This window comes from Streptomyces sp. NPDC037054 (assembly GCF_055606745.1).
The window spans coordinates 272,517-298,764 of the sequence record NZ_JBVJSJ010000002.1; the positions used below are offsets into that span (position 1 = coordinate 272,517).

Sequence of the window (26,248 nt, forward strand, 5' to 3'; positions counted from 1 at the left end):
GACAACTCCGTAGAGAGGGTGACAACAGGGGCGATGAGGGCAAATGGTGGCAGGCACCCCGCGTCCGGGAGTTTGTCTGGAGCGGAGTGCCTGCCGTGGTCAGCTCATCAGGTGACGGTCTCCTCGATGCTCGACCCGGCGGCGAGCACGGCTACCTGTTCGACCACGCTGGCGTCCAGTGCTCCGCGGTACACACGCAGTTCGTCGACCGCGCCGGCGAGGAAGCCGGAACCTGTGGACCCGGTGAGGGTCCTGCCCACCTGGAGCTTCGTGGTCGTGAAGTCCCAGGTGTTGTCCCACGGCGCCTGGGCCGCGAGGGTCCCGTTGACGTAGAGCAGGATGTCGCCGAAGACCGCTGAGTAGACCAGAGCGAGATGATCACCATCGCCTTCGCTGCTGGGCAGCACTCCGGCTGCGGTCGCCGAGGAGGACACAGCCGTACTGCCGTCCTTGTCTGTGACCGTCAGTGCCCAGCGGTTGGCCGAGGCCAGGTATTTCATGGTGGCCGCACTGCCGTTGGTGCCGGACAGTGACAGCACGGTCTGGTCCTTGGTTGATCCGGCCGTGGCGAGACGGGCCCGCCCGGACACGGTGAAGCTGTCCTCCTTGGCCAGCAGACCTGCCCCACGGGTCGCGTAGGCGCTGGTGCCGTTCAACTCGAGGTGCCCATCGCCCCACAGCGGCTCGGCCGGAGGCATGCAGTCCGGGTCGACCGCGGGGTCGCAGGAGTCGTCGGGCAGGTAGATGCCGGCCCCACCGCCGAGGATGAGTCCCGTACCGCCCGCGTTCTCCGGCGAAACGCCCGCGGCGGCGCTGTCAGCCTCCCAGTACGCAAGCTGCCTGGCCGAGATCCCGCCGATTTGTGATCCCTCGGCCTCGGGAACCACTCGGTCGTAGATCTTGACGTCGGCGATGCTGCCCTGGAAGTGGTTGGTGTAGCCGTCGAGGCTGATCCGGCGTCCGATCTGGAGCGGCCCTGTTGCGTTCCAGACGGTTCGGCGTGGCTGGACGTCCGTCTCGATGAGATCGCCGTTGACGAACAGACTCAGCTTTCCGGTGAATTCGTCATACACGCCGATCAGATGGGTCCAGCTGCCCGGCACTGCGGTTGCTCCGGACACCTTCCAGGTGCCCATGGTCTCCATGTCGGAGATGGGGGTGCGGAAGACCCACGACTGGGTGTCGACGTCGTATCCAAGGTCAAAACCGGGCTCGGCCGTACCGTCCTGGCTGACGATGGTCATGTCGTCGGTCGGTCGTGCCGTCAGGTTCACCCAGGCGCTCACCGAAAATGTTCTGCTGGTGTCGACCGCGGATGCTCCGGCGTCCAGGTAGGCGACCTCAGAGCCGTCGAGAACAGCGGCGGTGTCGGCCGGCCCCAGAGGGCCTTCCGCACCGAAGGTCACGCCAGAGCCGGGACTGGCGGCGGGCGCGCCGCTCATGCCGACGGCGGTTGTCGATCCTTGTGCATCGCCCAGAGTCCAGCCTGCTGCTGGTGCGCGTCCGTCGCTGACGAGGAACACGTACGAGGTCGGCGAATCTTCGCCGTTGCCGGCGGGGTCGACGGATCTGGCCTCCACATACATAGGGCCCTCGTCCGGCGGCATCCAGCGCACCGTGGCCGGCCCGCCGAGGGTGGCTGGTGCTACTGACTTCCAATCACCGCCCGTAAAGCGGTATTCGTAACGTGATGCATCCCTTGACGGCGAGTCGAACGTGAAGCTCCCGTAGTCGCCAACACCGACGTGCCACGTGTCGTCGTTCGGGTACTCGACCGACGTGATCCACGGAGCCTTCGGCGCGGTCGCGTCGAAGATGAACTCGCATCGCGTGCTCGTGCCCTCAAGGCTCCAAGGCCCCCATGACGTGCCGTCGAAGCCACGGACCGCCCAGCCTATGGGGACGTTCGGTGGAATCGTGTAGGAGGCGTCGTCCGGGTCGGCCGCCAGGTTTGTCCCCACCGTGTAGGAGAAGGACGCTCCACCGGTCTGGCCGCTCTTCGACGAGTCGAAGGTGCTCTTCGGCGCCGTGGTCGAGTAGCGGTGGTAAGTCGTACTTCCGACAGTCCAGAAGACGTCGAACTCGGCTCGGAGGCTCTCCGAGTTGCTGCCGGTGTCACCGTGGTCGTAGTCCTCGATGAAGGCCGTCAGCTTGGGTGCCTCGCTGACGTAGTGCTCGGTGGCGTGGCCGTACTCGCAGCTGCCGCCGGGCGTCATCTTCAAGTCATCCATGGCCGGCTGGAGCGGCGGCCTGTTGTAGGTGACCTCGAGATGGGCGTTCCCGCAGAACCGCTTCCAGTACGAGTAGTCCCCCTCGTCGCCCGCCCTGAGGCGGAACGTCGTGGTGTCCCAACCGCTGTTTGCGGCCTGCTGCACCGTGCTCTTCACGTTGAAGCGGACGTTCTGGTTGGTGGAGGTGCAGGAGCCGGCCGGGTTGGTCGGCGACTGGGTGGTGATCGCGTCCTTCAGTGACGGCTGATTGTTCCAGCTGGTCGAAGAGCTGATGGCGCTGGCGCCCGTCGAGTTGACCCGTCCGAGCTGTACCGAGCGTGCCGAGTCGGAGTACGTGTGGACCATCGTGACGGCGAACTCCGCCGCGACGATGTCCTTGTCCTCGAACGTGGCTGTCGGGATGGCGAAGAACTGCCGCTTGACGTCGCTGCTGCTGGTGCAGCGGTAGGAGACGTTCGCCGGACAGCGGCCCACGCCCTCGTCCTCGTCGAACTTCCAGAACGATGAGGACGAGTAGTAGGAGGAGACCATGGCCCAGGCGGTCCGGTTCGACGTCTTGTACACCGGATCGATGTAGACCGGGTAGACCGTGTCCTTGCCGTTGAGCAGGGCGGCGTCCGGCCTGAGCGTCACCTTGTCCGCTGTCGTGTCGACTTCGACGTCGGACACCTGCGCCCCCTCGGGCGGGGCAACCGCGTCCTCGGCCACGACGTTTGCCGTCGCTGATGTCGTCGTCGGCGACGGCTGGGCCGGGCCCTCGGGCGGAGCGGTGGTGTGGCTGGAATCCCACATCATCGGCTGCGGAGCCTCGAAGACGGTCCCGCCACTGCCGTTGTCCTCGGCCAACAGGCCGCCGTCCTCGGTCTCCTTGAGCTTGATGGACCGAGTGTCAACCGGCAGTTCGAGCTCGGCGAGAGCAGGGTTGGCGGCTGCCTCGGCGTTCTTGACGACCAACACGTGGGAAAAGCCCTCGGCCGACGCCGTGACCTTGAGGTCCACATCATCGAGAACGTTGCGGTACGTGGCCGTCGAGCCGTCGATCCTCGGCTTGGGCAGCTTGCCCGGCCAATTCAGGGCCAGCGAACGGCCGTCCTTCTCGATCTCGGCGAAGGTACTGTCACCTCCACCCGAGAACGCCAGGGTGGCCAGGGCAGCTTCGGGTGCGTACGTGCCGTTTCCCTGCCTGACCAGTGTGGTGTCGATACTTGTCCACTTGCCGTCCTTGCGAGTCCGGACAGGCTGGACGTATTCCGTGGTTGTGAAGGTGCCATCCGGGTTGGCCACTGTGGTGCTGCGCTCATTTCGCAGCGTCAGGATCTCGACCGGATCGCCGCTCCTGGCCGCCTTTGCCTGTGCGTCGGAGGCTCCCAGAGCAGTCGGAGACTCCTTCTCCGCGGCGGAAGCCGGTCGCGGCTGGCTCACGGTGGGGACCACGCCGAGGCTGGTGGCCAGCACGGCGGTGAGTGTGGCGGCGATCAGAACGGTCCGGCGCGTGCCTCGAGACTCGGGGGTGCGGCGGTTCATTGTGGTGCGCTGCTTTCTGGCCATTCCGTTGCTCACCCGACCACGCCGAAGGAGGTGCCGGCGTCGGGGATTCCGTTCGTGCCCGGCTTGTACGTCGTGGTGCCTGTGGTGGTCGAACCGGTGATGTCGGTCTGAAGTGACCCCTCGGGGCCCGACACTTCCGTTTTATGCCGCGAGGCCGAGTCGTTGCCGGTAGCGGGTTCTCGCCTCGTACGGGGTGATGTAGCCGATGGTCGAGTGGATCCGCTCCCGGTTGTAATGTTCCGCGATCCACCGGAAAACGTCCTGCCGGGCCTGCGCCTTCGTCTCCCAGACCGTCGTGCCGATCTCGGCTTTGAGGACGGCGAAGAAGCTCTCCGCGGCGGCATTGTCGAAGCACGACCCGGTTCGGCCGACGCTCTGCCTGATGTCCAACTCGACCAATGTGTCCCGGAATTGACGAGACGTGTATTGCGATCCGCGGTCCGAATGGAAGATTGCGTTGCCGGCCGTGTGCCCGCCGGTATGGGCCATTCGGATGGCGTCCTCGACGAGCTGTGTCCGCATGTGGTCGGCCATCGACCAGCCCACGACCTCGCGCGTGCACAGGTCGATCACCGTCGCCAGGTACAGCCATCCCTCGGCGGTCGGCATGCAGGTGATGTCGCCGACGAGCTTGAGGCCCGGCAGCGGCGCGGTGAAGTCGCGCAGGATGAGATCCGGTGCGGGTGGAGCCGTGCGGTCCTGTTTCGTCAGGGACCGCGATTTCCGTCGCGTTATCCCGGCGATCTGTCTCTCCCGCATGATCCGTGCGACCCGTTTGCGGTTCACGACGTGCCCGCGGCGGCGTAGTTCACGGGTGATCCGCAGGGCACCGTAGGCACCCCTGGAATCGGTATGGATCTCCCGGATGCTGTGTGCGAGCTCTTCCTCGGCACCGGCTTTCTCTTCGCGTGCCTCCTTGTTCTTGTGCCAGGTGTAGTAACCGGACCGGTCCCAGCCCAGGATGTCGCACATCCGCTTCACGCCGTGGGCGTGCCGGTGCTCGTCGACGAAACGGAAGCGGATCACCGTGTCGTCTCCCGCGCGAAATAAGCGGCGGCTTTCCGGAGGATCTCGTTGTCCTCCTTGAGCCGGGCGTTCTCCCGCCGCAGGCGTTTGAGTTCTTCCTTCTCGTCGGGGGTCATGCCGGCGTCACCCCCGCCGTCCGGGTCCTGGGTGCGGGCTTTGTCCTCGCGGACCCAGTTCCGCAGCGTCTCCAGATGGATGCCCAGACTCCGGGCGATGTCGGTGAGGGTGCGGTCCTTCGAGGACCGCACCAGGTCCACCGCGTCCCGCTTGAACTCTTCGGGATAGTTCTTCCGCTTTGCCACCTTGGATCACTTCCCCTGGATGGCGAAACATCCAGCGTCCAGGTGTCGGAATCTCGGGGGTCACTCCAGAGCGCAGCGAATCCACATATTCGTACGGCTCGCATGCGCGGCAGAAGATCGATGCCTACTGGAATGCGTCGAATTCCAGCCAGCCCGGCATTGTCATCCTGCACGGCGGCTACTGGTACGCGGATTCCGGCTGGGCCACATGGTCCCGCACCTTCGCCGACAAGGGTTATGCCGTCTTTTCCGTCGACTACCGCCTGAACTTCGACGCGCCCTGGCCCGCGCAGCGCACTGATGCGATTTCAGCCATCAGCTGGATCAAGGCGAACGCATCGAAGTTCGATCTCGACCCGAATCGGATCGTGCTCCTGGGGTCGTCGGCAGGTGGCCAGATCGCCACCGCTGTCGCCACCTACGGTTCCGGCGGGGATCGGGTCAAGGGTGTCGTAGGACTCTCCCCCGTCGCCTCGCCCTACCGAGCATGGAACGACGGCAATCACGAGGACAGCACGGCCAAGGAGCGCAAGGTCAGGGGCAACGCCACGATTCTCGCGCGCTGCTTCCCCGACCCCACCGACACGGACGCCACCCTCCACCCCAGCTGCTGGGGCACGTGGAAGGACATGGTCGTCAAGAACCGTGCGTCCGGCGCCAACGACGCTCCCATGTACCTGATTCACTCCGAAGGCGACTTCATTCCCGTTGAGCACGCCCTGGATCTCGAGGCTGCGGAAGAAGTCGACCACGACATGCCCGCCGACGGAGTCACCGTCGAGCATGTCGCGGGCAGCAGCGCACATGGTGGAGGACTGCTCGACATTCCCGGCATGCCGGAGAAAGTCCTCGCCTGGATCGCGGCCCACGTCTGAGTCCGCCGCTCGCGCATCACCGTCACTACAGAAAGCCCAGGTAGAACCAGTCATGCCGTCACCACTCAAGGCACTTGGAGAGCGTCTGCTGCCTGCCGGCGTCCGCGCGGACCGCGCTCGCCGCCGCGCGGAGGCCGAGGCGGAAGCCGCTGAGCGCAAGCGTCGGGAGAAGATCGAGGCGCGGCGGAGGCGCCTGCTGGACTCGGATACCGACCTGCGTGCCCTGACGGTTCAAGGCCGGACCTACTTCGGGCGCCAAGTAAGGCAATTCACCTCGGCCGACGCCTCGGCGCACAACCTCGCTCTGGTGGCCGACGCTCTCGAAGACGCCGGTGTCGACTACTTCCTCGTGCCGGGTCGCTCACGCACGCGATACGTCGTGGGCGTACGCCTGGCCGACCGCAAGCGGGTGCTCGAGGCCCTGCGCGCCCGCCACGGCCGCAGCGCCCTGTACGCGATGAAGACGGGCAAGGACCCGATGCCCGTCGACGCCGTCCTGTACGCGGACGGAGCCCTGCCGACAGCTGTGAAGCGCCAGGACTCCATCCGCTTCGGTGAAATCCTCCTGAGCCCCACCGGACGGATCCTCGCCGATCTGTCCTACGGCTGCGACGTCGAGTTCTGGCGTGAGGGCCAACAACTGCTCGAGGACGCCGAATTCGGGCAGGAACGTATCGACGCCCTGCGCACCCAGGCGCCCCCCGCCGTACTGTCCGACGCCTTGGTGGCGCCTCGCCTCAACGCCGTGAGTGACACCCTTCCCGCCGAGGCCCAGGTGCCCGCCAGCCGCACCGTCGCCGGCCGGGCGTACCCCACGTTCGCCGACTTCCTGCAGCCGCGCATCGACATCGTCGACTTCCCCGTCGATGTCGTCTACACCTGGGTCGACGGCTCCGACCCCGAACTGCGCGCCCGCCGGGACGCGTACCGGGGCGGCAGCACCGAGCGCATCAACAGTCGTGAGACGGGCGCCTCCCGATACACCAACCGGGACGAACTCAAGTATTCGCTGCGGTCTCTGGAGATGTACGCCCCGTTCGTGCGGACCGTCTACATCGTCACGGACGGTCAGACACCGACCTGGCTGGACACCGGTGCCGCTGGCGTCCAGGTCGTCGACCACAAGGAGATCTTCACCGACCTGTCCGCGCTCCCGGTCTTCAACTCCCACGCCATCGAAACTCAGTTGCACCACATACCCGGCCTGTCGGAGCACTACCTGTATCTCAACGACGACGTCTTCCTGACGCGCCCCGTCACCGCGGAGCACTTTTTCCACGGCAACGGCATAGCGAAGCTCCCCTTTTCGTCGTTCCAGCTCGGCCTGGCGGCGCCCCATCCCGACGAGCCGGCGCCCAACTCGGCGGGCAAGAACGTGCGTGACCTGCTCGCGAAGAGCCACGGCCGGTTCACGGTCAACAAGTTCAAGCACACCCCGCACCCGCAACTGCGGTCGGTTATGGAGGAGTTGGAGGCACGCTTCGCCGACGACGTGGAACGGACCAGTCGCTCCCGGTTTCGGGACACCACGGACATAGCGATGGCCGCCTCCCTGCACCACCACTACGCGTATCTGACGGGCCGTGCCGTACCCGGCAAGTACAACCTGCGCTACGTCGACATTGCCAAGCCGTACGCGTCGGCCGCTCTGGAGGAGCTGGCGGGCAGCCACACGTACGACTTCGTCTGCCTGAACGACGTGAACACGGCCCCCGCCGACCAGGAGCGCGTCGCCGAAGCCGTCCGCGCGTTCCTGGAGGAGCAGTTCCCGTTCCCGAGCCGGTACGAGCGCTGAGTTCCCTGACGGGGATCGGACGCAATGGCCCCGGCGCGCGCGGATGGCGTGCCGGGGCCGAAAGGGGAGTGGCGCGGTGGCCGGGTCTACCAGATCGACTCGACCCACTCCGGGTGGTCGATGAACGGGTTGCGGTTGTGCTGGAACTGGTCGTAGATGACCTGGTTGCGGCGCTGCTCGAAGGCGTCCGGCGGGTCCTCGACGTTCCACTGCTTCAGCACCGACAGGCGGCCGTGCAGCGGCGAAGTGCCGTTGGTCACCGAGTCGTTGGGCTCCAGGTCGGGCCAGCTGTCGTCGCCCTCGTAGCGGACGGCCATGTAGAGGATCATGCGGGCGACGTCGCCCTTGACGGCGTCGCGGGGCTCGAAGGAGTTCGAGTCGGTCAGGCTGCCGCCGGAGTTGGTGAAGCTGCTGCCGCCGTTGTCGAAGTCCTTGTTGCCGCGGATGCTGTTGACCTGGACGTCCTCGGGGCGCAGGTGGTGCAGGTCCGTGCCCGGACCGGTGGCCGTACCGAAGTCGCCGTGCGACTTCGCCCACACGTGCTCGCGGTTCCAGTCGCCCTGGTCGCCGCCGTTGAGCGACTTGCTGCGCGAGATGCCCGAGTAGAGCAGCTTGACGTTGTTGGTGTTGTTCGGGTCCTGGTCGGTGACCTTCAGCGCGTTCCAGACCGCGTCGTACGAGATCTTGGTCTGGTTGTCGATGATCCCGTGCAGCGCGGTCTTCAGCGCGCTGCCCGTCTTGCCGATCGCGGGGGCGTAGTACGTGCTGTCGTACGGGGAGGTCGCCGCGCCTGCCGGCGAGGCGGTCAGGGCGGGCACGGTGAGGCCGACGAGCACGGCCGACGTGGCGAGAGCGAGCGTCTTCCAGCGGCGGCGTATGGGTGTCACGGGCATGTGGGGAGTCCGATCTACGCGGGTTGATGGAGCGGCCAACCGCGAGAGTGACATGGACATGTATGCCGTGGGGTGAAGGAGGCGTGTCGAACGTGTGTCGGTAAGGCGCAAGTTGGAGCGACGGGGGAGCGGTGAGCGGTTCCGCGTCGGGAGTTGCCGCGCCGACGGCTGGGTAGGGTGCGGCGCCATGACTGCCGACGTCGGCTTTCGGAGGCCGAGGTGAGGACATGACAGTCTGTTCCCGTCACTTCGCGCCCGGCGGGCCCTTCTTCGCGCCCCTGTAAGGGCGTGACCACCTCACTCCGATTGGCTTCAACGGGTGAGTGCGGCGTTCAGGGCGGCGGTGACGAGGGCCGTGGCGAGGAGGCCGCCGATGAGCCCGCCCACGCCGAGGCCTATCGCTGCCAGGGGTTTGGTGTCCGGTTTCAGGAGCGTCCTGCCCCTGAAGTGCCGGGAGGCGACGAACGCCGCGAAGCCCCCGGTCACGAACAGGAGCGAGGTCAGGAAGAGAAACCCCTCGAAATTGCGGCTCGGTTCCTGTGCGGAGATCTCCCGTTGGCCCTGAAAAGCGACCTCGACTATCCGGCCGTCCCAGTAGGTGGCCGTGACCGTGTCGCCGGGCCGGGCGGCGTCGTAGACCGGGTGGCTCCCGCCGCCCATCTTCACCCACTGCGACGGCCCGCCGTCGCGAGAGAACAGCATGTAGTGGGGGCGGCCCTTGCCCTCCCGGCGCTCCTTGTCAGTGAGCGTGACCGGCGTCTGTGACCGGCAGCCCGGTGCGGGCTCCGCGGTGGGGCACCTGGGCGCCGTGTCGTAGGCCTGCTGTTTCTCCAACTCGCCGGGCAGCAGGAGGGCGGCGAGTGCGACGCCGATGAGGAGAAGTGCGCCGGCGATCGTGGCCGACCACGCGGGTCTGGGCCTGTGCTCGTCGGCCAACCTGATCCCCCCAGCCCCCGTGGTGTGCAGTGGCCTGATCTTCACATCGCGGTTCGGGGGCGTCAACGATTCCCGTTCACTGCTCAGCCGCGCAGCGTCCCGCCCTTCACCGCCGTGACGAACCGTGACCAGCCCTCCGTCGAGAACAGCAGCGCCGGGCCCTGCGGGGCCTTCGAGTCGCGGACCGGGATGCCGACCGCGTGTCCGTCTATGACTTCGAGGCAGCTGCCGCCCTCGTTTCCGCTGTAGGAAGACTTGCGCCAACCCGTCAGCGCGGCACTGTCGTGGATGGTGGATTCAGTCACGGTGTCCGTAGCCCTTCGCCGTCGCCCTCATCAGGGCAAGGGACTCCTTCAGCGGCATCGCGTCGCCTAGCGCCAGATCGTAGATGCCCTCAAGTCGGTCCACTGTGGCGGGTGCGTCATGGATCTTGCCCATGTGCAGCCCTTCGCCGTACGCCACCGGCGGCTGGTCCTCGAACTTCATGAGCGTCAACATGCTTTGCATAAGGGGATGCACGCCCAGTTCGAACGGCAGCACGTGCAGGCGTACTCGCCCCTTCTCCGCCAGGCGGACCATGTGCATGATCTGCTCCGCCATGATCTCGGGTCCGCCGACGACTCGTCGCAGTACCGCCTCGTCCAGCAGCGCCCACACCACCGGCGTCACCGGATCGTCAAGGATCTTCGCCCGCTCCAGGCGTGTGACAACGAGCCTGTCACATTCCTCTTCACTCACCGGAGGGAACGACGTGCTCAGGACCGCACGCGCGTAGCGCTCCGTCTGGAGGATGCCCGGTACGAATGAGAGCGCGAACTCGCGGATCATCACCGCCTGTTGTTCGAGCAGGCGGGCGGACTCGAAGTAGTCCGCGACGGCCACGTCCTCGGTCGGCAGAAAGCTGCTCAGCACATCCCCCGTGTTCAGCGCCCCGTCCAGCCGTCTCGCGTCCTCCTTCGACGGGATGCGGCGGCCCGCCTCGATGTGGGCGATGTGCGAGCGCGTCATCACCGCCATGTCCGCCAGTTGCTGCTGGGTCAGTCCCGCCGTCTCGCGCTGCTGCTTGAGCCAGTCACCGTACGTGGTGCCCATGGCCAACTCCCTTGTGACAAATGCCTGGTCACGCCAGACCCCCTGGCGAGCCTAGCCCGCGTCGTCTCACGCTGTGTGCGGATCGCTACACAACGCCACGTCCCCGAGGGAGTCGCGCCATGAGTCACCGTTTCGCCCGCCTTCTCGAACCGCTGCTGCGGGTGCTGCTTCCGGCGACCGGGCGTCGCCGTCGCCCGGCCGCCGCCCCGCGAGCCGGCCGGCACCGGCGGGCCGTCGGCGCCGTCCTCTTCGAGGTGACCTCGTGATCGCCGGGGACGGGCCCGCCCGGCTCCTGCCGTGGGCCGGGACCGGCGGCAAGCCCTGCTACCTCGTCGGCGACGGAACCGGGTACCTCTCCCGCGTCGCCGACACCGTCGAGTGCGTGCAGCTCGGCATGGCCGGCGAGCTGCTCGACCATGCCCGCGACCTGCTCGACGAGCCCGGCGCCACCGCCCACCAGCTCCGCTACCTCGCCACCCGCCTCACCGAGGCCCTCCGCGACGTGCACCGCATCGCCGAGAGCCGCGGCGACCGCCTCCCGCCACCCCCGTATGACGAAGACACGCCCCCGTACGACCAGGACGAGGACCACCTCGACCCCGCCCCGCCACCCGCCCGGGATGAAATCGCCCCCCGATGACGTTGCAGCCTTCCGGACGATCAGGACGACCGGACCACCACACGCCACGGAGGGCACCGCGTGACACCGCAACGGGGATGGGCACGACGACTGGCCGGGTACGCCTGGCGTCATCGCATGGACGTCGTGCTGGCCCTCGGGTCCTCCCTCGGCGGGATGGCCGTGATGGCCCTCGTGCCGTTGATCACCAAGGTGATCATCGATGACGTGATCGGCGACCACAGCCGGCGCATGGCGCCCTGGGCCGGCGCCCTCATCGGCGCCGCCCTCGTCGTGTACGTCCTCACCTACGTCCGGCGCTACTACGGCGGACGCCTCGCCCTCGACGTGCAGCACGACCTGCGCACGGAGATGTACGGGACGATCACGCGGCTCGACGGGCGGCGGCAGGACGAGCTGTCCACCGGGCAGGTCGTCGGGCGGGCCACCAGCGACCTCCAGCTGATCCAGAGCCTGCTGTTCATGCTCCCGATGACCATCGGGAACTTCATGCTCTTCCTGATCTCCCTCGCCGTCATGGCCTGGCTGTCCCTGCCGCTCACCCTCGTCGCGCTCGCCGTCGCGCCCGCCATCTGGGTCATCGCCAAGCGCAGCCGCACCCGGCTCCATCCCGCGACCTGGTACGCCCAGGCGCAGGCCGCCGCCGTCGCCGGCGTGGTCGACGGGGCCGTCAGCGGCGTCCGCGTGGTGAAGGGCTTCGGGCAGGAGGACCAGGAGACCGCGAAGCTGCGGGCGGTCGGGCGCAGGCTGTTCGCCGGGCGGTTGCGGACCATTCGGTTGAACAGTCGATACACCCCGGCGCTCCAGGCCGTGCCCGCCCTCGGGCAGGTCGCCATGCTCGCCCTCGGTGGGTGGCTCGCCGTGCGCGGCGACATCACGCTCGGCACGTTCGTCGCCTTCTCCACGTACCTCGCGCAGCTCGTCGGGCCCGTCCGGATGCTGGCCATGGTGCTCACCGTCGGGCAGCAGGCCCGCGCCGGCACCGAGCGCGTGCTGGAGCTGATCGACACCGAGCCGTTCCTCACCGACGGGACGAAGGAACTGCCCGCCGACGCGCCCGCCACCGTCGAGTTCGACGACGTGTCGTTCGGGTACACCGACGACCGGCCCGTCCTCGACGGGCTGTCCTTCACCATCCGGCCCGGCGAGACCCTCGCCGTCGTCGGCTCCTCCGGCTCCGGGAAGTCCACCGTCTCCCTGCTCCTGCCGCGGTTCTACGACGTCACGCGCGGTGCCGTCCTGGTCGGCGGGCACGATGTGCGGGAGCTGACCACCGAGTCGCTGCGGGCCGCGATCGGGCTCGTGCCGGAGGACTCGTTCCTGTTCTCCGACACCGTCCGCAGCAACATCGCGTACGGCCGCCCCGACGCCACCGACGAGCAGATCGAGGCCGCCGCGCGCGCCGCCCAGGCCGACCGGTTCATCGCCGAGCTGCCCGACGGCTACGACACGACCGTCGGCGAGCACGGCCTGACCCTCTCCGGCGGCCAGCGCCAGCGCATCGCGCTCGCCCGCGCCATCCTCAGCGACCCGCGCCTGCTCGTCCTGGACGACGCCACGTCCGCCGTGGACGCCCGCGTCGAGCACGAGATCCACGAGGCGCTCCAGCACGTCATGCGGGGCCGTACGACCCTGCTCATCGCGCACCGCCGCTCCACCCTCAACCTCGCCGACCGCATCGCGGTCCTCGACGGCGGCCGGCTCGCCGACATCGGCACCCACGACGAGCTCCAGGAGCGGTGCGCGCTCTACCGGCGGCTGCTGACCGACCCCGACGAGCTCGGCGGCGTCTCCCCGGGCCACGTGCCGCCGGCGGCCGAACCGCGCGAGGAAACCTCCGTACGGGACGAGCTGGACGCGGAGTTCGACGCCGAGCGCGGCATCACGCCCCGGCTGTGGGCGGGGGAGCGCGAACCCCGTGACCTGGCGATGGAGGGCTCCCCGGCCTCCCCGGAACTCCTCGCCCAGGTGGCCGCGCTGCCGCCCGCCGACGACGTCCCGGACGTCGACGAGGACCGCGCCGTCCGGCCCGAGGAGTCGTACGGCCTGCGCCGCCTGCTGCGCGGCTTCGGGCTGCCCCTGCTGATCAGCCTCGCGCTGGTCGCCGCCGACGCCGGCATGGGCCTGCTGCTGCCGGTCATGATCCGGCACGGCATCGACGAGGGCGTCTCGCAGCTCGCGCTCGGCGCGGTCTGGTCGGCGTCGCTGCTGGCCCTCCTCGCGGTCACCGTGCAGTGGGCCGCGCAGACCGGCGAGATCCGCATGACCGGCCGCACCGGCGAACGCGTCCTGTACGCGCTGCGCCTGAAGATCTTCGCCCAGCTCCAGCGCCTCGGGCTCGACTACTACGAGCGCGAGCTGACCGGCCGGATCATGACCCGGATGACGACCGATGTCGACGCGCTGTCGACGTTCCTCCAGACGGGCCTGGTCACGGCCTTCGTCTCCGTCGTCACCTTCTTCGGCATCATGGTCGCGCTGCTCGTGATCGACGTGCAGCTCGCGCTGGTCGTGTTCGCCACGCTGCCGCCGCTGATCATCGCCACGTTCTTCTTCCGCCGCGCGAGCGTCAAGGCGTACGAACTGGCCCGTGAGCGGGTCTCCTCTGTCAACGCCGACCTCCAGGAGTCGGTGTCCGGGCTGCGCATCGTGCAGGCGTTCCGGCGCGAGCGGGACGGCGGCGCGCGGTTCGCGGAGCGCAGCGACAGCTACCGGCTCGCCCGCATCCGCGGCCAGTGGCTGATCTCGGTCTACTTCCCGTTCGTGCAGTTCCTGTCGTCCGCCGCCGCTGCCGCCGTACTGGTCGTCGGCGGCATGCGCATCGACGACGGCACGCTCACCACCGGCGCGCTCGTCGCCTACCTGCTCTACATCGACCTGTTCTTCGCGCCCGTGCAGCAGCTCTCTCAGGTCTTCGACGGCTACCAGCAGGCCACCGTCTCCCTCGGCCGCATCCAGGAACTGCTGCGCGAGCCCACCTCCACCAAGGCCCCCGAGAAACCCCTCGACGTGCCCTCCCTGCGCGGCGACATCGCCTTCGAGGACGTGCACTTCCAGTACGGGGACGACGAAGAGGCGCTGACCGGGATCGACCTGCGCATCCCCGCCGGGCAGACCGTCGCCTTCGTCGGCGAGACCGGCGCCGGCAAGTCGACGCTGGTGAAGCTGGTGGCCCGGTTCTACGACCCGACGGGCGGGCGGGTCACCGTCGACGGCACCGACCTGCGCGACCTCGACCTCACCGGCTACCGGCACCGGCTCGGCGTCGTCCCGCAGGAGGCGTACCTCTTCCAGGGCACCGTCCGCGACGCCATCGCCTACGGCCGGCCCGACGCCACCGACGCCGAGGTGGAGGCGGCGGCCCGCGCGGTCGGCGCCCACGAGATGATCGCCACCCTGGAGGGCGGCTACCTCCACGAGGTCGCCGAGCGCGGACGCAACCTGTCCGCCGGGCAACGGCAGTTGATCGCGCTGGCCCGCGCCGAACTCGTCGACCCGGACGTCCTGCTCCTCGACGAGGCGACGGCCGCGCTCGACCTGGCCACCGAGGCCCAGGTCAACCAGGCCACCGACCGCATAGCGGGCCGCCGCACGACACTCGTCGTCGCGCACCGGCTCACCACGGCCGCCCGCGCCGACCGCGTCGTCGTCATGGACCACGGCCGGGTCGCCGAGGACGGCACCCACGAGGAACTGCTGGCGCGCGGCGGACGCTACGCCGAACTGTGGCGCACGTTCGTCGGACAGTCCGAGCCGGGGGAGCCCGTCGCCGCGTCCCGCTGACGGCCGTGCAACCATCCGACACACGCCCCGCGTCCGTACACCCGTACGCCAAGTCGCGGTGGTGACAGTGCGGGAGGGGCCACAGTGGGCAGTCGGACGGACACCAGGGGCGCGGGCGGAACGATACGCGGGCGGCTCGCCCTGGGCATGGCGGTGCTGACCGCGGGCGGACTGCTCGCGGTGGCCGCGCCCGGCGAGGCGCAGGCGGCCGCCGCGAACTGCTCGGGCCGCAAGGTCCGCACGCTGCCGTTCTCCACGGGCTCGGTGGTCGTCTACAAGCGGGGCGGATACGTCTGCGCCGTGACCCTGCCCGAAAAGCCCGGTACGCGGCGGAAGATGATGGTCAGCGTGCAGGCGCGCGGCGGACGCCCCGTCGTGGACGAGGGCCGGTTCGCCTACCGGGCGGGCCCGGTGACCGTGCACGCCGGTCAGCGCTGCGTGTGGGTGAAGGGCCGGGTGGGGAGCGGCTCGGTCAGTTCGGGCTGGATCCTCTGCTGAGCGGATCCTCGGATCCTCTGCCGAAGCACAGGTTTCTCGTGGGCAATTCGCGATCTCCCCTGGTGCGGACGGGTGAAGCTCGGATAGCTTCCGGCGCACATCTGTTCTCACGAGGGAGGGTGCATGCGCAAGGCGCTCAGATCGCTGGTGGCGCTCACCGTGGTCATCGGCACAGTGGGCACGGCGACGGCGGCCACCGCCGCGGAGCCGGAAGCCACCGGGGTCACCAGCACCACCGAAACGGCCGACATCAAGGACAGGCTGCTGTCCATACCGGGCATGAGCCTCATCGAGGAGAAGCCGTACACCGGTTACCGCTTCTTCGTCCTCAACTACACGCAGCCGGTCGACCACCGGAACCCGGCCAAGGGCACCTTCCAGCAGCGCATCACCGTGCTGCACAAGGACGTCTCGCGCCCCACGGTCTTCTACACCGGCGGCTACAACGTCTCCACGAACCCCGGTCGCCGTGAGCCCACGCAGATCGTGGACGGCAACCAGGTCTCCATGGAGTACCGCTTCTTCAACCCGTCCCGGCCCGACCCGGCCGACTGGTCCAAGCTGGACATCTGGCAGGCCGCCAGCGACCAGCACCGCATCTTCAAGGCGCTCAAGCCCATCTACGACGAGAACTGGATCTCGACGGGCGGCTCCAAGGGCGGCATGACCGCCACCTACTACGAGCGTTTCTACCCGCGCGACATGGACGGCGTCGTCGCGTACGTCGCCCCCAACGACATCGTCAACAACGAGGACTCGGCCTACGACCGGTTCTTCGCCCGTGTCGGCACCAAGGAGTGCCGCGACCGGCTGAACGCCGTGCAGCGCGAGGCCCTGGTGCGCCGCGAGCCGCTGAAGAAGAAGTACGAGGCGCTCGCCGCCGAGAGCGGCTACACCTTCAACACCATCGGCAGCCTGGACCGCGCCTACGAGGCGGTCGTCCTGGACTACGTGTGGGGCTTCTGGCAGTACAGCACCCTGAAGGACTGCGCGGACATCCCGGCCGACGCGAAGAACGCCACCGACGACGAGATCTGGACCTCGGTCGACACGATCTCCGGCTTCTCCTTCTACACGGACCAGGGCCTGAGCCCGTACACGCCGTACTACTACCAGGCCGGCACCCAACTCGGCGCGCCGACCATCCGGTTCCCGCACATCGAGGACGGCTACGTCCGCTACGGCTACCAGCCGCCGCGGAACTTCGTGCCGCGCGACATCCCGATGACGTTCCAGCCGTCGGCGATGCGCGACGTGGACAACTGGGTGCGCCAGAACGCCCGCCACATGCTGTTCGTCTACGGCGAGAACGACCCGTGGGGAGCCGAGCCGTTCCGCCTGGGCTCCGGGGCGCGCGACTCGTACGTGTTCACCGCGCCCGGCATGAACCACGGCGCGAACGTCGCCGGACTCGTCGCCGAGGAGAAGGCGTTCGCCACGGCGCGCATTCTGGAGTGGGCCGGGGTCGCGTCCCCCGCGGTCCAGGCCGACCCGGCGGCGGCGAAGCCGCTGGCGAAGTTCGACGCCAAGCTCGACAAGCGGGACCTGCGCCGGGAGGCCACGCTGCGGCCGTAGCCGTCAGCGGCCTTCGGCCGGCACGGGAAGGGCCGTGCGCACCAGGCGTTTCGCCCGGTGCGCACGGCCCTCTGTCCCGTCCGGCCCGGGGCTAGTAGGTCAGCCCGTGGCCGACCGGATACAGCACCTGCGACGGGTCGTCCACCCGCTGCACCGGCACGGGCAGCTTGCCGCGCGGCGCGACCCGGCCCGCGATGGCCCGGGCCGCCGCGCGCACTTCCACGTCGGTCCACGAGTAGGCCGCCAGGAAGGCCCGTACGTCCGGCAGATGGGCCACGTCGTACGGGTTGCGGATCGCGACCGCCACGACCGGCTTCCCGGTCGCCAGCAACTCCCGCACCAGCGACTTCTGGGCGCTGCTCGCGGTCACGTTGTACGTCGCGACCACCACCGCGTCGGCGTCCTGCGCCGCCGCGACCGCCCGCGCGATGGTCGCCGAGGACGGCGCCGTACCGGTCGACAGGGCGGTGGCCGTGAAGCCCAGCTCGGTCAGCGCGCGCGCCAGCACGCCGGTCGGCGGGCCGGTGGTGCCCGACGGGGAGGCCGGGTCGGCGCCCAGGACCAGCAGTTTGCCGTGCTCGCTCGGCGCCAGCGGCAGCAGACCGCCCTCGTTCACCAGCAGCGTCGTCGTGCGCTCGGCGATCCCGTCGGCCGCCTCCAGGTGCGCGGGGATGCCGACCTTGCGGTCCACACCGCGAGGGCTGACGTACGCGTCGTCGAACAGGCCGAGCTTCGCCTTCAGGCGCAGCACCCGGAGGATCGACTCGTCGAGCCGCTCCTCGGTCAGCTCGCCGGTGCGGACGGCCGTCAGCACGGCGTTCCACGCGACGTCCAGGTTCGGCGGGTTGAGCAGCTGGTCGACGCCCGCCTTCAGCGCCAGCACCGGCACCCGGTCGTCGCCGTACTTGGTGCGCACGCCCGCCATGCCGAGGGAGTCGGTCACCACGACGCCGTCGTAGCCGAGTTCCTCGCGCAGGATGCCGGTGAGGATCGGGCGGGACAGGGTGGCCGGGTCACCGGAGTCGTCCAGGGCCGGGACCATGATGTGGGCGGTCATGATCGAGTCGATGCCGGCCTCGATCGCCGCGCGGAACGGCGGCGCGTCCAGCGCGTCCCACTGGGCGCGGGTGTGGTTGATGACCGGGAAGCCGTAGTGGCTGTCGGTCTCGGTGTCGCCGTGCCCGGGGAAGTGCTTGGCGGTGGCCGCGACCCCCTCGGTCTGGAACCCGGTCACCTCGGCGGCGACCATCCGCGCGACGGCCTCCGGCTCGGAGCCGAACGACCGTACGCCGATGACCGGGTTGGCCGGGTTGACGTTCACGTCGGCGACGGGCGCGTAGTCCTGCCGGATGCCCATGGCGTGCAGCTCGCGGCCCGCGATACGGCCGAAGGCGCGTGCGTCGGCCACCGAGCCGCCCGCGCCCATGGCCATCGCGCCCGGCAGCAGCGTCGCGGGCTTGCCCACGCGGGCTACGGCGCCGTGCTCCTGGTCGGTGGAGATCAGCACGGGCAGGCCGCGCGGCAGGCCGAGCGACGCCTTCTGGATGCCGTTCGACAGCGCGGCGATCTGGTGCGGATCACGGGTGTTGTGCGCCCAGGCGAAGTAGATGATGCCGCCGACCCGGTACTTGGCGAGCAGCTCGGCCGCCGTGCGGACGCCGATCTCCTTGAGGTTGGCGTCGATGTCGGCCTGGTCGGGGGCGGTGGCGGAATGGCCGTAGACCCGCATGACGAAGAGCTGGCCGACCTTCTCCTCCAGCGTCATGCGGGAGATGAGGCCGCGGAGCCTGCTGTCGTCGGGCGTCGCCGCCCTCGCGGTGCCGCCGACCGCGAGGGCGGCGGTGATGCCCGCGGTGGCGGCGAGAACGGTACGTCTGGAGGGTCTTGCGGTCTCTCCTGTGCTTCCCGTGCTGCTGTGGTGCACCTGCACTCCTTCCGGAGGTGATCCGCCGAGGATCCACTGAAGGAAACTTCCGAGGAGTCACCAATATCCGGGAAGTTTCTGCCAGTCAAGGGAGTGGACAGGTCCAGTGCTCCCGCAGGGTCCGCACCGTCTCGGCGATCGCCGGGCGCCGGGCCGCGCCGGTCCGCCACAGCGCGTACAACCGCCGTACGGGCATGGGGTCCAGGGGCACCTCCACCACACCCTCCGGCAGCGGGCCGCGGCCCAGCCGGGGGATGAGCGCGATCCCCAGCCCCGCCGCGACGAGGGCGACAAGGGTCGGGTTCTCGTCCGCCTGGTGGACGATGTCCGGCTCGTGACCGGCCTCCCGCAGGGTCCGCATCAGCCAGTCGTGGCAGACCCGCCCCGGCGGCTGGCAGATCCACCGCTCACCGCCCAGCTCCGCGCGCCGCACGCCCTTCCGCCCGGCGAACCGGTGCCCTGCCGGAACCAGCAGATCGCACAGGTCCTCGCCGATGGCCGCCTGCTCCACCCCCGCCGGCGCGGGCAGCGGCGCGATGTCCCAGTCGTGGGCCACGACGAGGTCGACGGCACCCCTGGCGACCAGATCCACCGACAGGTGCGGGTCGATCTCGGTGAGCCGGGTGTCCAGCGCCGGGTGCCGCCGCGCCAGATCGGCCAGCACCGCGGGCATGAGCCCGCGCGCGGCCGACGCGAACGCGGCGATGGTCAGCCGCCCCGACGGCACACCGCGCCGCAACTCCAGCTCCGTCTCGGCCCGCTCGACGAGCGCCAGCAACTCCTGTGCCACAGAGGCCAGTTGCCGCGCCTCATCGGTGAGCCGGACACCCCGCCCCTCCCGCTCCAGCAGCACGGTCCGGGTCTCCCGCTCCAGCTTGGCGATCTGCTGAGACACGGCGGACGGCGTGTACCCGAGCGCGGCCGCGGCGGCGCCGACGGTGCCGTGCAGGGAGACGGCGTGCAGGGCGCGCAGACGCTGGAGATCCAGCACGGGAGCCTCCCGGGGGCGTGTCCACTGATGGGCGGCACTGATTAGCGGAGCTTCATCCAACCATGCAGGAATCATCGCTGGTGCTGAACGGTCGAGCCGGGTGATCCTCGACGCATGCGACCCTCCCACCTCTTCCTCGCCGTGCTCGTGGCCGCCGTCTGGGGCGTGAACTTCACGGTCATCGAGATCGGCCTCGACCACTTCCCGCCGCTGCTGTTCTCGGCACTGCGGTTCCTGGCGGCCGCCCTCCCCGCGGTGTTCCTCGTGGGCCGCCCGAAGGCGGCGTGGAAGTGGATCGTCGCGGTGGGCCTGACGCTGGGCGTGGCCAAGTTCGGCCTGGTCTTCGTCGGGATGGACCAGGGCATGCCGGCGGGCCTGTCCTCGCTGGTCCTCCAGATACAGGCGGTCTTCACCGCGGCGACAGCCGTCGCGGTACTCGGGGAACGACTGAACCGGGTCCAACTGCTCGGCATGACGGTGGCCGTGGCCGGCGTGGCGGTGGCAGCCGTCGACGAGGGCACGGGAGGGCCGCTCGCCGGGTTCCTCCTGGTCGTCGCGGGCGCGCTGGCGTGGGGCGTGTCCAACGTCCTGACGCGGAAGGCCTCACCCCCCGACGCGCTGAACTTCATGGTGTGGGTGAGCACGGTCCCCGTGCTCCCGCTGCTGGCCCTGTCACTCCTCCTGGAGGGCCCGGACCGGGACCTGGCCGCGCTGCGCGCCCTGGACTGGCAGGGCACGGGGGCGATCCTGTTCGTCGCCTGGGTCAGCACGGTGTTCGGCTTCGGCGCCTGGGGCTGGCTCCTGCACCGTCACCCCGCGTCCACGGTGGCGCCGTTCTCGCTTTTGGTGCCGGTGTTCGGCATGACGTCGGCGGCGGTGTTCCTGGGCGAGCCGGTGAGCCCGCTGCGGTGGTGTGCGGCGGTGCTGCTGGTGGGCGGGGTGGCGATGACGTCGCTGGGGCGGGTGCCGGTGGTGAACGTCGAAGTCGACGTCCGGGCTCAGGCGGACTCGTTGAGCAGCCGGGCGAGATGGTCGCGGCCCGACGCCAAGAGGTCCTGAAGCGGGGGCGCGGCCTCGTACCACCGCTTCTCGTACTCCCAGCACAGCCAGCCGTCCCAGCCGTGCCGCGACAGCACCTCCACGCACTCCGCGAGCGGAAGCACGCCCTCGCCGAGCGGCAGCGGTGTCGTGTCGTCGGGGGAGGCGATGTCCTTCACCTGGACGTAGCCGAGGTGGGGCGAGAGCGCGGCATAGGTGTCGGTGGGCTGCTCGCCGCCCAGCCACGTGTGCATCACGTCCCACAGCGCGCCGACCTGCCGGTGGCCGACCAGACCGAGGACGCGCATCGCGTCGGCGCCGGTGCGGTGGGAGTCGTGGGTCTCCAGCAGGATGCGGACGCCCAGGTCGGCGGCGTGCTCGGCGGCCGTGCCCAGCCGCCGGGCCGCCGTCGCGTCCGCCTCCTCCGGGCTCGCGTCGGCCGGGGCGCCGGGAAAGACCCTGACGAACGGGGCTCCCAGGTCACCGGCCAGGTCGACCAGGGCACGCAGTTCCGCGAGCACCGGCTCGTCCTCGCCCGGCGCGGCCACCCTGGGGTACCCGGCGAGGCCGAGGACCTCCACGCCGGCCGCCTCGAACTCGGCGGCCACGGCGGCCCGTTCGTCGGGGGCGAGACCGAGGTGCACCGGCTCCTCGGGGTGGGCGCGCAGTTCCACGCCGTGGTAGCCGTGATCGGTGGCCAGCCGCAACACGTCGGAGAGAGGCAGGCCGGGGACACCGAGAGTGGAGAACGCCAGCTTCATGCCTACGGACCCTACCCGGAGCCCCCGGCGGTCGCGCGGGATGCCTGCGGCGGCCTGCGCGGCTCCGGTGGGGGTGCGCGTAGCGCCTGCGGCCCGGTGGTGGGGTCGGGGCCGCGCCGGGGGGGGTGTCCGTCCTCGGAACGGCGCGGGCGAGGTGTCTTGAGAAGCTCGCGGCGTTGACGCGCCGTCCGCTGCGGGCGGACACCCCCCGCCACGTCCCCTTCTCGCCGTACGCGACTGCGGCACGCTGCCCCATTCCCCTCCGAACCCCAGCGAGGTCCTTCCGGCAGCCGCCGTACGACGGGAGCGGGGCGTGGGGCCGGGGCGAAAGCCCGCCGCTTACTCGGTTACCACCCGGCGGTCACTTGTGGGCCCGGGCAAGGGCCCGACCGCGGCGGGCTCGCCCCGGCCCCACGCCCCCGACCCACGTGTGGACGGTAGGCGCACGCGAGTACGACCCGCGCAGGGTCCGTCACCCCGCGGGCAGTCGTGCCGCAGGGCGGCACGGGTGGGCGCGGACGCCAGCTGGCCAACACCGGTAACCGCAAACACCGTCACCCCGGCAAGCCCGGCGGCACGCCACCGTCACCCCCATACGCCCGGCGGCACGCCACCGTCACCCCCATACGCCCGGCGGCACGCCACCGTCAACCCCATACGCCCGGCGGCACGCCACCGTCACCCCCATACGCCCGGCGGCACGCCACCGTCACCCCCGCAAGCCCTGGCGGCACGCCACCGTCACCCCCGGGGCCCCGCCGTAGACCCCCGCACCATCAATTCCCCCCGCACCGTGGCGATCCCCCCCGCCGGAGCCTCCTCCCGCCCCATGGCGATCCGCCCCGCCCGCGCCCCCGCCTCCGCCAGCGGCAACCGCACCGTCGTCAGCGACGGCACCGCGTCGATGCTGAACGGCAGGTCGTCGAAACCGGCCACGGACACGTCGTCCGGGATCCGCAGCCCCGAGTCCCGCAGCGCCGCGCACGCGCCCAGCGCGACGGAGTCGTTCGCCGCGACGACAGCCGTCAACGACGCGTCCCGCCGCAGGAGTTCGAGCGTCGCCTCGTACCCCGACCGCCGGTCGTAGCGGCCGTGCACGGTCCACCGCGGGTCCTCCTCGATGCCGTGCCCGGCGAGCGCGGCGCGATGGCCCTCCAGCCGGTGCCGCGTGGTCGTACGTTCCTCCGGCCCCGCGATGTACCCGAGCCGCCGGTGCCCGAGCCCGATGAGGTGCTCGGTCAGCTCCTGCCCGCCGCCCCGGTTGTCGAAGGTCAGCGCGATCGCCGACGTCTCCGGCGCCGGCGGACGACCGCACAGCACGACCCGCGTCCCGGCGTCCGCCAGCTTCCGCAGCTTCGCCGCCACGGCGGCCTTGTGAGCCGCGTTCTCCAGGGCCCCGCCGGTCAGGACGACCGCCGCGGCGCGCTGCCGCTGGAGCAGGGTGAGGTAGGTCAGCTCGCGTTCGGGGGAGCCGCCGGTGTTGCAGACGACGGCCAGCCGCTCGCCGCCCGCGCGGCCCCCCGGCCCGCCGATCTCGGCCTGGATGGCGCTCGCCATGATCCCGAAGAACGGGTCGGCGATGTCGTTGACCAGGATGCCGACCAGGTCGGAGGTGGCGGCGGCCAGCGCGCTCGCGGGGCCGTTGAGGACGTAGTCCAGCTCGTCCACCGCTTTCAGCACCCGCTCCCGGGTGGAGGCCGCCACGGGATAGTTGCCGTTCAGCACGCGCGACACCGTCGCGGGGGAGACCTGCGCGCGGGCCGCCACGTCCGCCAGGGTCACCGTCATGTATTAGTCCTCCGCCTCGCGCGTTCGTCGTCGGCCGTCCCGGGCCGGCCGACGGGCACGGAACAACTCGTCCCCGACCCCGGTCTTGTCCAGACCGCTGTTCAGAGGCTAGCTTCTCTACACATAGAAAGCGCTTGCTGTAACGCTCACCAGTGAAACCGGCACCCCGAGGCGGTCGGCGGGCAGTCGGCGAGTGACGGACGGGCCCCGGTGGAACCGGTGGCGCCTATGAAGGGAATGACGTGACACGCAAGACGGTGCGTATCGCCATGAACGGCGTGACCGGGCGCATGGGCTACCGCCAGCACCTGGTCCGTTCCATCCTGGCCATCCGTGAACAGGGCGGCCTCGACCTCGGCGACGGCACCGTGCTGTGGCCGGAGCCGATCCTGGTCGGCCGCCGAGAGCACGCGCTCAGGGCGCTGGCCGAGCAGCACGGCCTGGAGCACGTCTCGACGGACCTGGACGCCGTCCTCGCCGACGAGACCGTCGACATCTACTTCGACGCGCAGGTCACCTCCGCCCGTGAGGAGGCCCTGCGCAAGGCGATCGCCGCGGGCAAGCACCTCTACACCGAGAAGCCCACCGCCACCGGCCTCGACGGCGCCCTGGAGCTCGCCCGCCTCGCGAACGAGGCCGGCATCAAGCACGGCGTCGTCCAGGACAAGCTGTTCCTGCCCGGCCTGCTCAAGCTGAAGCGGCTGATCGACGGCGGCTTCTTCGGCCGCATCCTGTCCGTGCGCGGCGAGTTCGGCTACTGGGTCTTCGAGGGCGACTGGCAGGACGCCCAGCGCCCGTCGTGGAACTACCGCGCGGAGGACGGCGGCGGCATCGTCGTCGACATGTTCCCGCACTGGGAGTACGTGCTGCACGAGCTGTTCGGCCGCGTGAAGTCCGTCCAGGCCCTCACCGCCACCCACATCCCGCAGCGCTGGGACGAGAACGGCAAGCCCTACGACGCCACCGCCGACGACGCCGCCTACGGCGTCTTCGAACTCGACGGCGGCGCGATCGCCCAGATCAACTCCTCCTGGACCGTGCGCGTCAACCGCGACGAGCTGGTGGAGTTCCAGGTCGACGGGACCGAGGGGTCGGCCGTCGCGGGCCTGCGCAACTGCCGCGTCCAGCACCGCAGCGCCACCCCGAAGCCCGTGTGGAACCCGGACATCCCCGCCACCGAGGTCTTCCGCGACCAGTGGCAGGAGGTCCCGGACAACGCCGAGTTCGACAACGGCTTCAAGGCCCAGTGGGAGCTGTTCCTCAAGCACGTCTACGCCGACGCCCCCTACCACTGGGACCTGCTCGCCGGCGCCCGCGGCGTCCAGCTCGCCGAGCTGGGCCTGAAGTCGTCGGCCGAGGGCCGCCGTCTCGACGTACCGGAGATCTCGCTGTGACGATCCGACTGCCCGACGCGAGCGGGGCCCTGCGCACCTACGAGCCCCGCACCGAACCTCTGGCCACCACCCCGGGAAGCGCTTTCACCTCCCGTACGGTGTACTCCGCCGCGCACGTCGTCGCCGACCCCTTCGCCGACGTCACCCCGGACTCGCCCGCCGCCGTCGACTGGGACGCCACCCTCGCCTTCCGCCGCCACCTGTGGTCCCACGGACTCGGGGTCGCCGAGGCCATGGACACCGCCCAGCGCGGCATGGGCCTGGACTGGTCGGGCGCCGCCGAACTGATCCGCCGCAGCGCCGCCGAGGCCAAGGCGGTCGGCGGCCTGATCGCCTGCGGCGTCGGCACCGACCAGCTCACCGGCCCCGCCACGCTCGCCGAGGTCCGCGCCGCCTACGAGGAGCAGCTCGCGCTCGTCGAGGAGTCCGGCGCGAAGGCCATCCTCATGGCCTCCCGGGCGCTGGCCGCCACGGCGCGGGGGCCGGAGGACTACGTCGAGGTCTACGGCCACCTGCTGCGCCAGGCCGCCGAACCGGTGATCCTGCACTGGCTGGGCCCGATGTTCGACCCGGCGCTCGCCGGCTACTGGGGCTCGGCCGACCTGGACGCGGCGACCGACACCTTCCTGGAGGTCATCGCCGCGCACCCCGACAAGGTCGACGGCATCAAGATCTCCCTGCTGGACGCCCGGCGCGAGGTCGACCTGCGCCGCAGGCTGCCGCACGGCGTCCGCTGCTACACCGGCGACGACTTCAACTACCCCGAGCTGATCGCCGGCGACGAGCAGGGCTTCAGTCACGCCCTGCTCGGCATCTTCGACCCGCTCGGCCCGCTGGCCGCCGAGGCCGTCCGCGTCCTCGACACCGGCGACACGCGGGGCTTCCGTGACCTCCTCGACCCCACCGTCGAGCTGTCCCGGCACCTCTTCCAGGCGCCCACCCGCTTCTACAAGACCGGCGTGGTCTTCCTGGCCTGGCTCGCCGGCCACCAGGAGCACTTCGCGATGGTCGGCGGCCTGCAGTCGGCCCGCTCCCTGCCGCACTTCACCCGCGCCTACGAACTCGCCGACGGCCTGGGCCTGTTCCCCGACCCGAAGCTCGCCGAGGAACGGATGAAGAACCTGCTCGGCCTGTACGGGGTGACCCAGTGAACGCGCC

21 protein-coding genes are annotated in these 26,248 nt (G+C 70.0%); 10 read left to right on the forward strand and 11 right to left on the reverse strand.

Going from position 1 to position 26,248, the window contains the following annotated elements; translation table 11 throughout:
* Positions 1 to 107 precede the first annotated feature (107 nt).
* The 3 genes from ACZ7D7_RS06220 to ACZ7D7_RS06230 all read right to left on the reverse strand — a co-directional run bounded on the left by ACZ7D7_RS06220 (position 108) and on the right by ACZ7D7_RS06230 (position 5,107).
* Entirely contained in the window at positions 108 to 3,779 is a 3,672-nt protein-coding gene (locus tag ACZ7D7_RS06220) for a LamG-like jellyroll fold domain-containing protein (protein WP_470822777.1), read from the reverse strand.
* 141 nt (positions 3,780 to 3,920) lie between these two features.
* A complete protein-coding gene (locus tag ACZ7D7_RS06225) occupies positions 3,921 to 4,805 on the reverse strand; it encodes an IS3 family transposase (RefSeq protein ID WP_470822778.1) in 885 nt (294 codons plus the stop codon).
* Positions 4,802 to 5,107 (reverse strand): transposase, encoded by a 306-nt coding sequence (locus ACZ7D7_RS06230; RefSeq protein ID WP_470822779.1) that lies wholly within the window; start codon positions 5,105 to 5,107, stop codon positions 4,802 to 4,804. The genes ACZ7D7_RS06225 and ACZ7D7_RS06230 overlap by 4 nt, the downstream gene beginning before the upstream one ends.
* On the opposite strand from ACZ7D7_RS06230, the gene ACZ7D7_RS06235 reads away from it, so the two are divergent.
* On the forward strand, positions 5,101 to 5,982 hold the full coding sequence (locus ACZ7D7_RS06235) for an alpha/beta hydrolase (RefSeq protein WP_470822780.1): 882 nt from the start codon (positions 5,101 to 5,103) through the stop codon (positions 5,980 to 5,982). The two genes, ACZ7D7_RS06230 and ACZ7D7_RS06235, sit on opposite strands and share 7 nt — an antisense overlap.
* A 52-nt stretch (positions 5,983 to 6,034) precedes the next feature.
* A complete protein-coding gene (locus ACZ7D7_RS06240) occupies positions 6,035 to 7,777 on the forward strand; it encodes a stealth family protein (RefSeq protein WP_470822781.1) in 1,743 nt (580 codons plus the stop codon).
* Positions 7,778 to 7,863: 86 nt separating this feature from the next.
* Here ACZ7D7_RS06240 and ACZ7D7_RS06245 read toward each other — a convergent pair whose 3' ends face one another.
* The 4 genes from ACZ7D7_RS06245 to ACZ7D7_RS06260 all read right to left on the reverse strand — a co-directional run bounded on the left by ACZ7D7_RS06245 (position 7,864) and on the right by ACZ7D7_RS06260 (position 10,698).
* Complete coding sequence (locus ACZ7D7_RS06245) at positions 7,864 to 8,670, reverse strand: endonuclease I family protein (RefSeq protein ID WP_470822782.1); 807 nt, start codon at positions 8,668 to 8,670, stop codon at positions 7,864 to 7,866.
* 312 nt (positions 8,671 to 8,982) lie between these two features.
* Positions 8,983 to 9,672, reverse strand: coding sequence for a hypothetical protein (locus tag ACZ7D7_RS06250; protein ID WP_470822783.1), 690 nt, complete (start codon positions 9,670 to 9,672; stop codon positions 8,983 to 8,985).
* Positions 9,673 to 9,689: 17 nt separating this feature from the next.
* Positions 9,690 to 9,911 carry a DUF397 domain-containing protein gene (locus ACZ7D7_RS06255; RefSeq protein ID WP_470822784.1) on the reverse strand — a complete coding sequence of 74 codons (222 nt, stop codon included), beginning with the start codon at positions 9,909 to 9,911 and terminating at the stop codon, positions 9,690 to 9,692.
* On the reverse strand, positions 9,904 to 10,698 hold the full coding sequence (locus tag ACZ7D7_RS06260) for a helix-turn-helix domain-containing protein (protein ID WP_470822785.1): 795 nt from the start codon (positions 10,696 to 10,698) through the stop codon (positions 9,904 to 9,906). Before ACZ7D7_RS06260 ends, ACZ7D7_RS06255 begins: the two co-directional genes overlap by 8 nt.
* Before the next feature lie 119 nt (positions 10,699 to 10,817).
* Between ACZ7D7_RS06260 and ACZ7D7_RS06265 the strand changes: the two genes are divergently transcribed.
* From ACZ7D7_RS06265 to ACZ7D7_RS06285, 5 genes are all read left to right on the forward strand, one after another.
* Entirely contained in the window at positions 10,818 to 10,964 is a 147-nt protein-coding gene (locus ACZ7D7_RS06265) for a hypothetical protein (RefSeq protein WP_470822786.1), read from the forward strand.
* Positions 10,961 to 11,338 (forward strand): hypothetical protein, encoded by a 378-nt coding sequence (locus tag ACZ7D7_RS06270; RefSeq protein ID WP_470822787.1) that lies wholly within the window; start codon positions 10,961 to 10,963, stop codon positions 11,336 to 11,338. Before ACZ7D7_RS06265 ends, ACZ7D7_RS06270 begins: the two co-directional genes overlap by 4 nt.
* 60 nt (positions 11,339 to 11,398) lie before the next feature.
* Complete coding sequence (locus ACZ7D7_RS06275; protein WP_470822788.1) at positions 11,399 to 15,121, forward strand: ABC transporter ATP-binding protein; 3,723 nt, start codon at positions 11,399 to 11,401, stop codon at positions 15,119 to 15,121.
* A 147-nt stretch (positions 15,122 to 15,268) separates the two neighbouring features.
* Positions 15,269 to 15,619 (forward strand): hypothetical protein, encoded by a 351-nt coding sequence (locus ACZ7D7_RS06280; RefSeq protein ID WP_470823191.1) that lies wholly within the window; start codon positions 15,269 to 15,271, stop codon positions 15,617 to 15,619.
* 123 nt (positions 15,620 to 15,742) lie between these two features.
* Positions 15,743 to 17,194 carry a S28 family serine protease gene (locus ACZ7D7_RS06285; RefSeq protein WP_470822789.1) on the forward strand — a complete coding sequence of 484 codons (1,452 nt, stop codon included), beginning with the start codon at positions 15,743 to 15,745 and terminating at the stop codon, positions 17,192 to 17,194.
* Between the two features lie 91 nt (positions 17,195 to 17,285).
* Here the strand turns inward: ACZ7D7_RS06285 and ACZ7D7_RS06290 are convergent, their stop codons facing one another.
* Both ACZ7D7_RS06290 and ACZ7D7_RS06295 read right to left on the reverse strand, forming a co-directional pair.
* Positions 17,286 to 19,118, reverse strand: coding sequence for a glycoside hydrolase family 3 protein (locus ACZ7D7_RS06290; RefSeq protein WP_470822790.1), 1,833 nt, complete (start codon positions 19,116 to 19,118; stop codon positions 17,286 to 17,288).
* Between the two features lie 85 nt (positions 19,119 to 19,203).
* Positions 19,204 to 20,109: a LysR family transcriptional regulator gene (locus ACZ7D7_RS06295; RefSeq protein ID WP_470822791.1), complete on the reverse strand. Its 906-nt coding sequence runs from the start codon at positions 20,107 to 20,109 to the stop codon at positions 19,204 to 19,206.
* Positions 20,110 to 20,223: 114 nt separating this feature from the next.
* Here ACZ7D7_RS06295 and ACZ7D7_RS06300 point away from each other — a divergent pair, with 114 nt between their 5' ends.
* Entirely contained in the window at positions 20,224 to 21,168 is a 945-nt protein-coding gene (locus tag ACZ7D7_RS06300) for an EamA family transporter (RefSeq protein ID WP_470822792.1), read from the forward strand.
* On the opposite strand, the gene ACZ7D7_RS06305 is transcribed toward ACZ7D7_RS06300, so the two are convergent.
* Together ACZ7D7_RS06305 and ACZ7D7_RS06310 are read right to left on the reverse strand one after the other, a co-directional pair.
* Positions 21,108 to 21,908, reverse strand: coding sequence for a sugar phosphate isomerase/epimerase family protein (locus tag ACZ7D7_RS06305; RefSeq protein ID WP_470822793.1), 801 nt, complete (start codon positions 21,906 to 21,908; stop codon positions 21,108 to 21,110). The genes ACZ7D7_RS06300 and ACZ7D7_RS06305 overlap by 61 nt on opposite strands.
* A gap of 741 nt (positions 21,909 to 22,649) precedes the next feature.
* The gene (locus tag ACZ7D7_RS06310) at positions 22,650 to 23,696 is read right to left on the reverse strand and encodes a LacI family DNA-binding transcriptional regulator (RefSeq protein WP_470822794.1); all 1,047 of its coding nucleotides are present in this window, start codon (positions 23,694 to 23,696) and stop codon (positions 22,650 to 22,652) included.
* Between the two features lie 242 nt (positions 23,697 to 23,938).
* On the opposite strand from ACZ7D7_RS06310, the gene ACZ7D7_RS06315 reads away from it, so the two are divergent.
* Together ACZ7D7_RS06315 and ACZ7D7_RS06320 are read left to right on the forward strand one after the other, a co-directional pair.
* Positions 23,939 to 25,090 (forward strand): Gfo/Idh/MocA family protein, encoded by a 1,152-nt coding sequence (locus ACZ7D7_RS06315; protein ID WP_470822795.1) that lies wholly within the window; start codon positions 23,939 to 23,941, stop codon positions 25,088 to 25,090.
* Entirely contained in the window at positions 25,087 to 26,241 is a 1,155-nt protein-coding gene (locus ACZ7D7_RS06320; protein WP_470822796.1) for a dihydrodipicolinate synthase family protein, read from the forward strand. Before ACZ7D7_RS06315 ends, ACZ7D7_RS06320 begins: the two co-directional genes overlap by 4 nt.
* Positions 26,242 to 26,248: the final 7 nt, after the last annotated feature.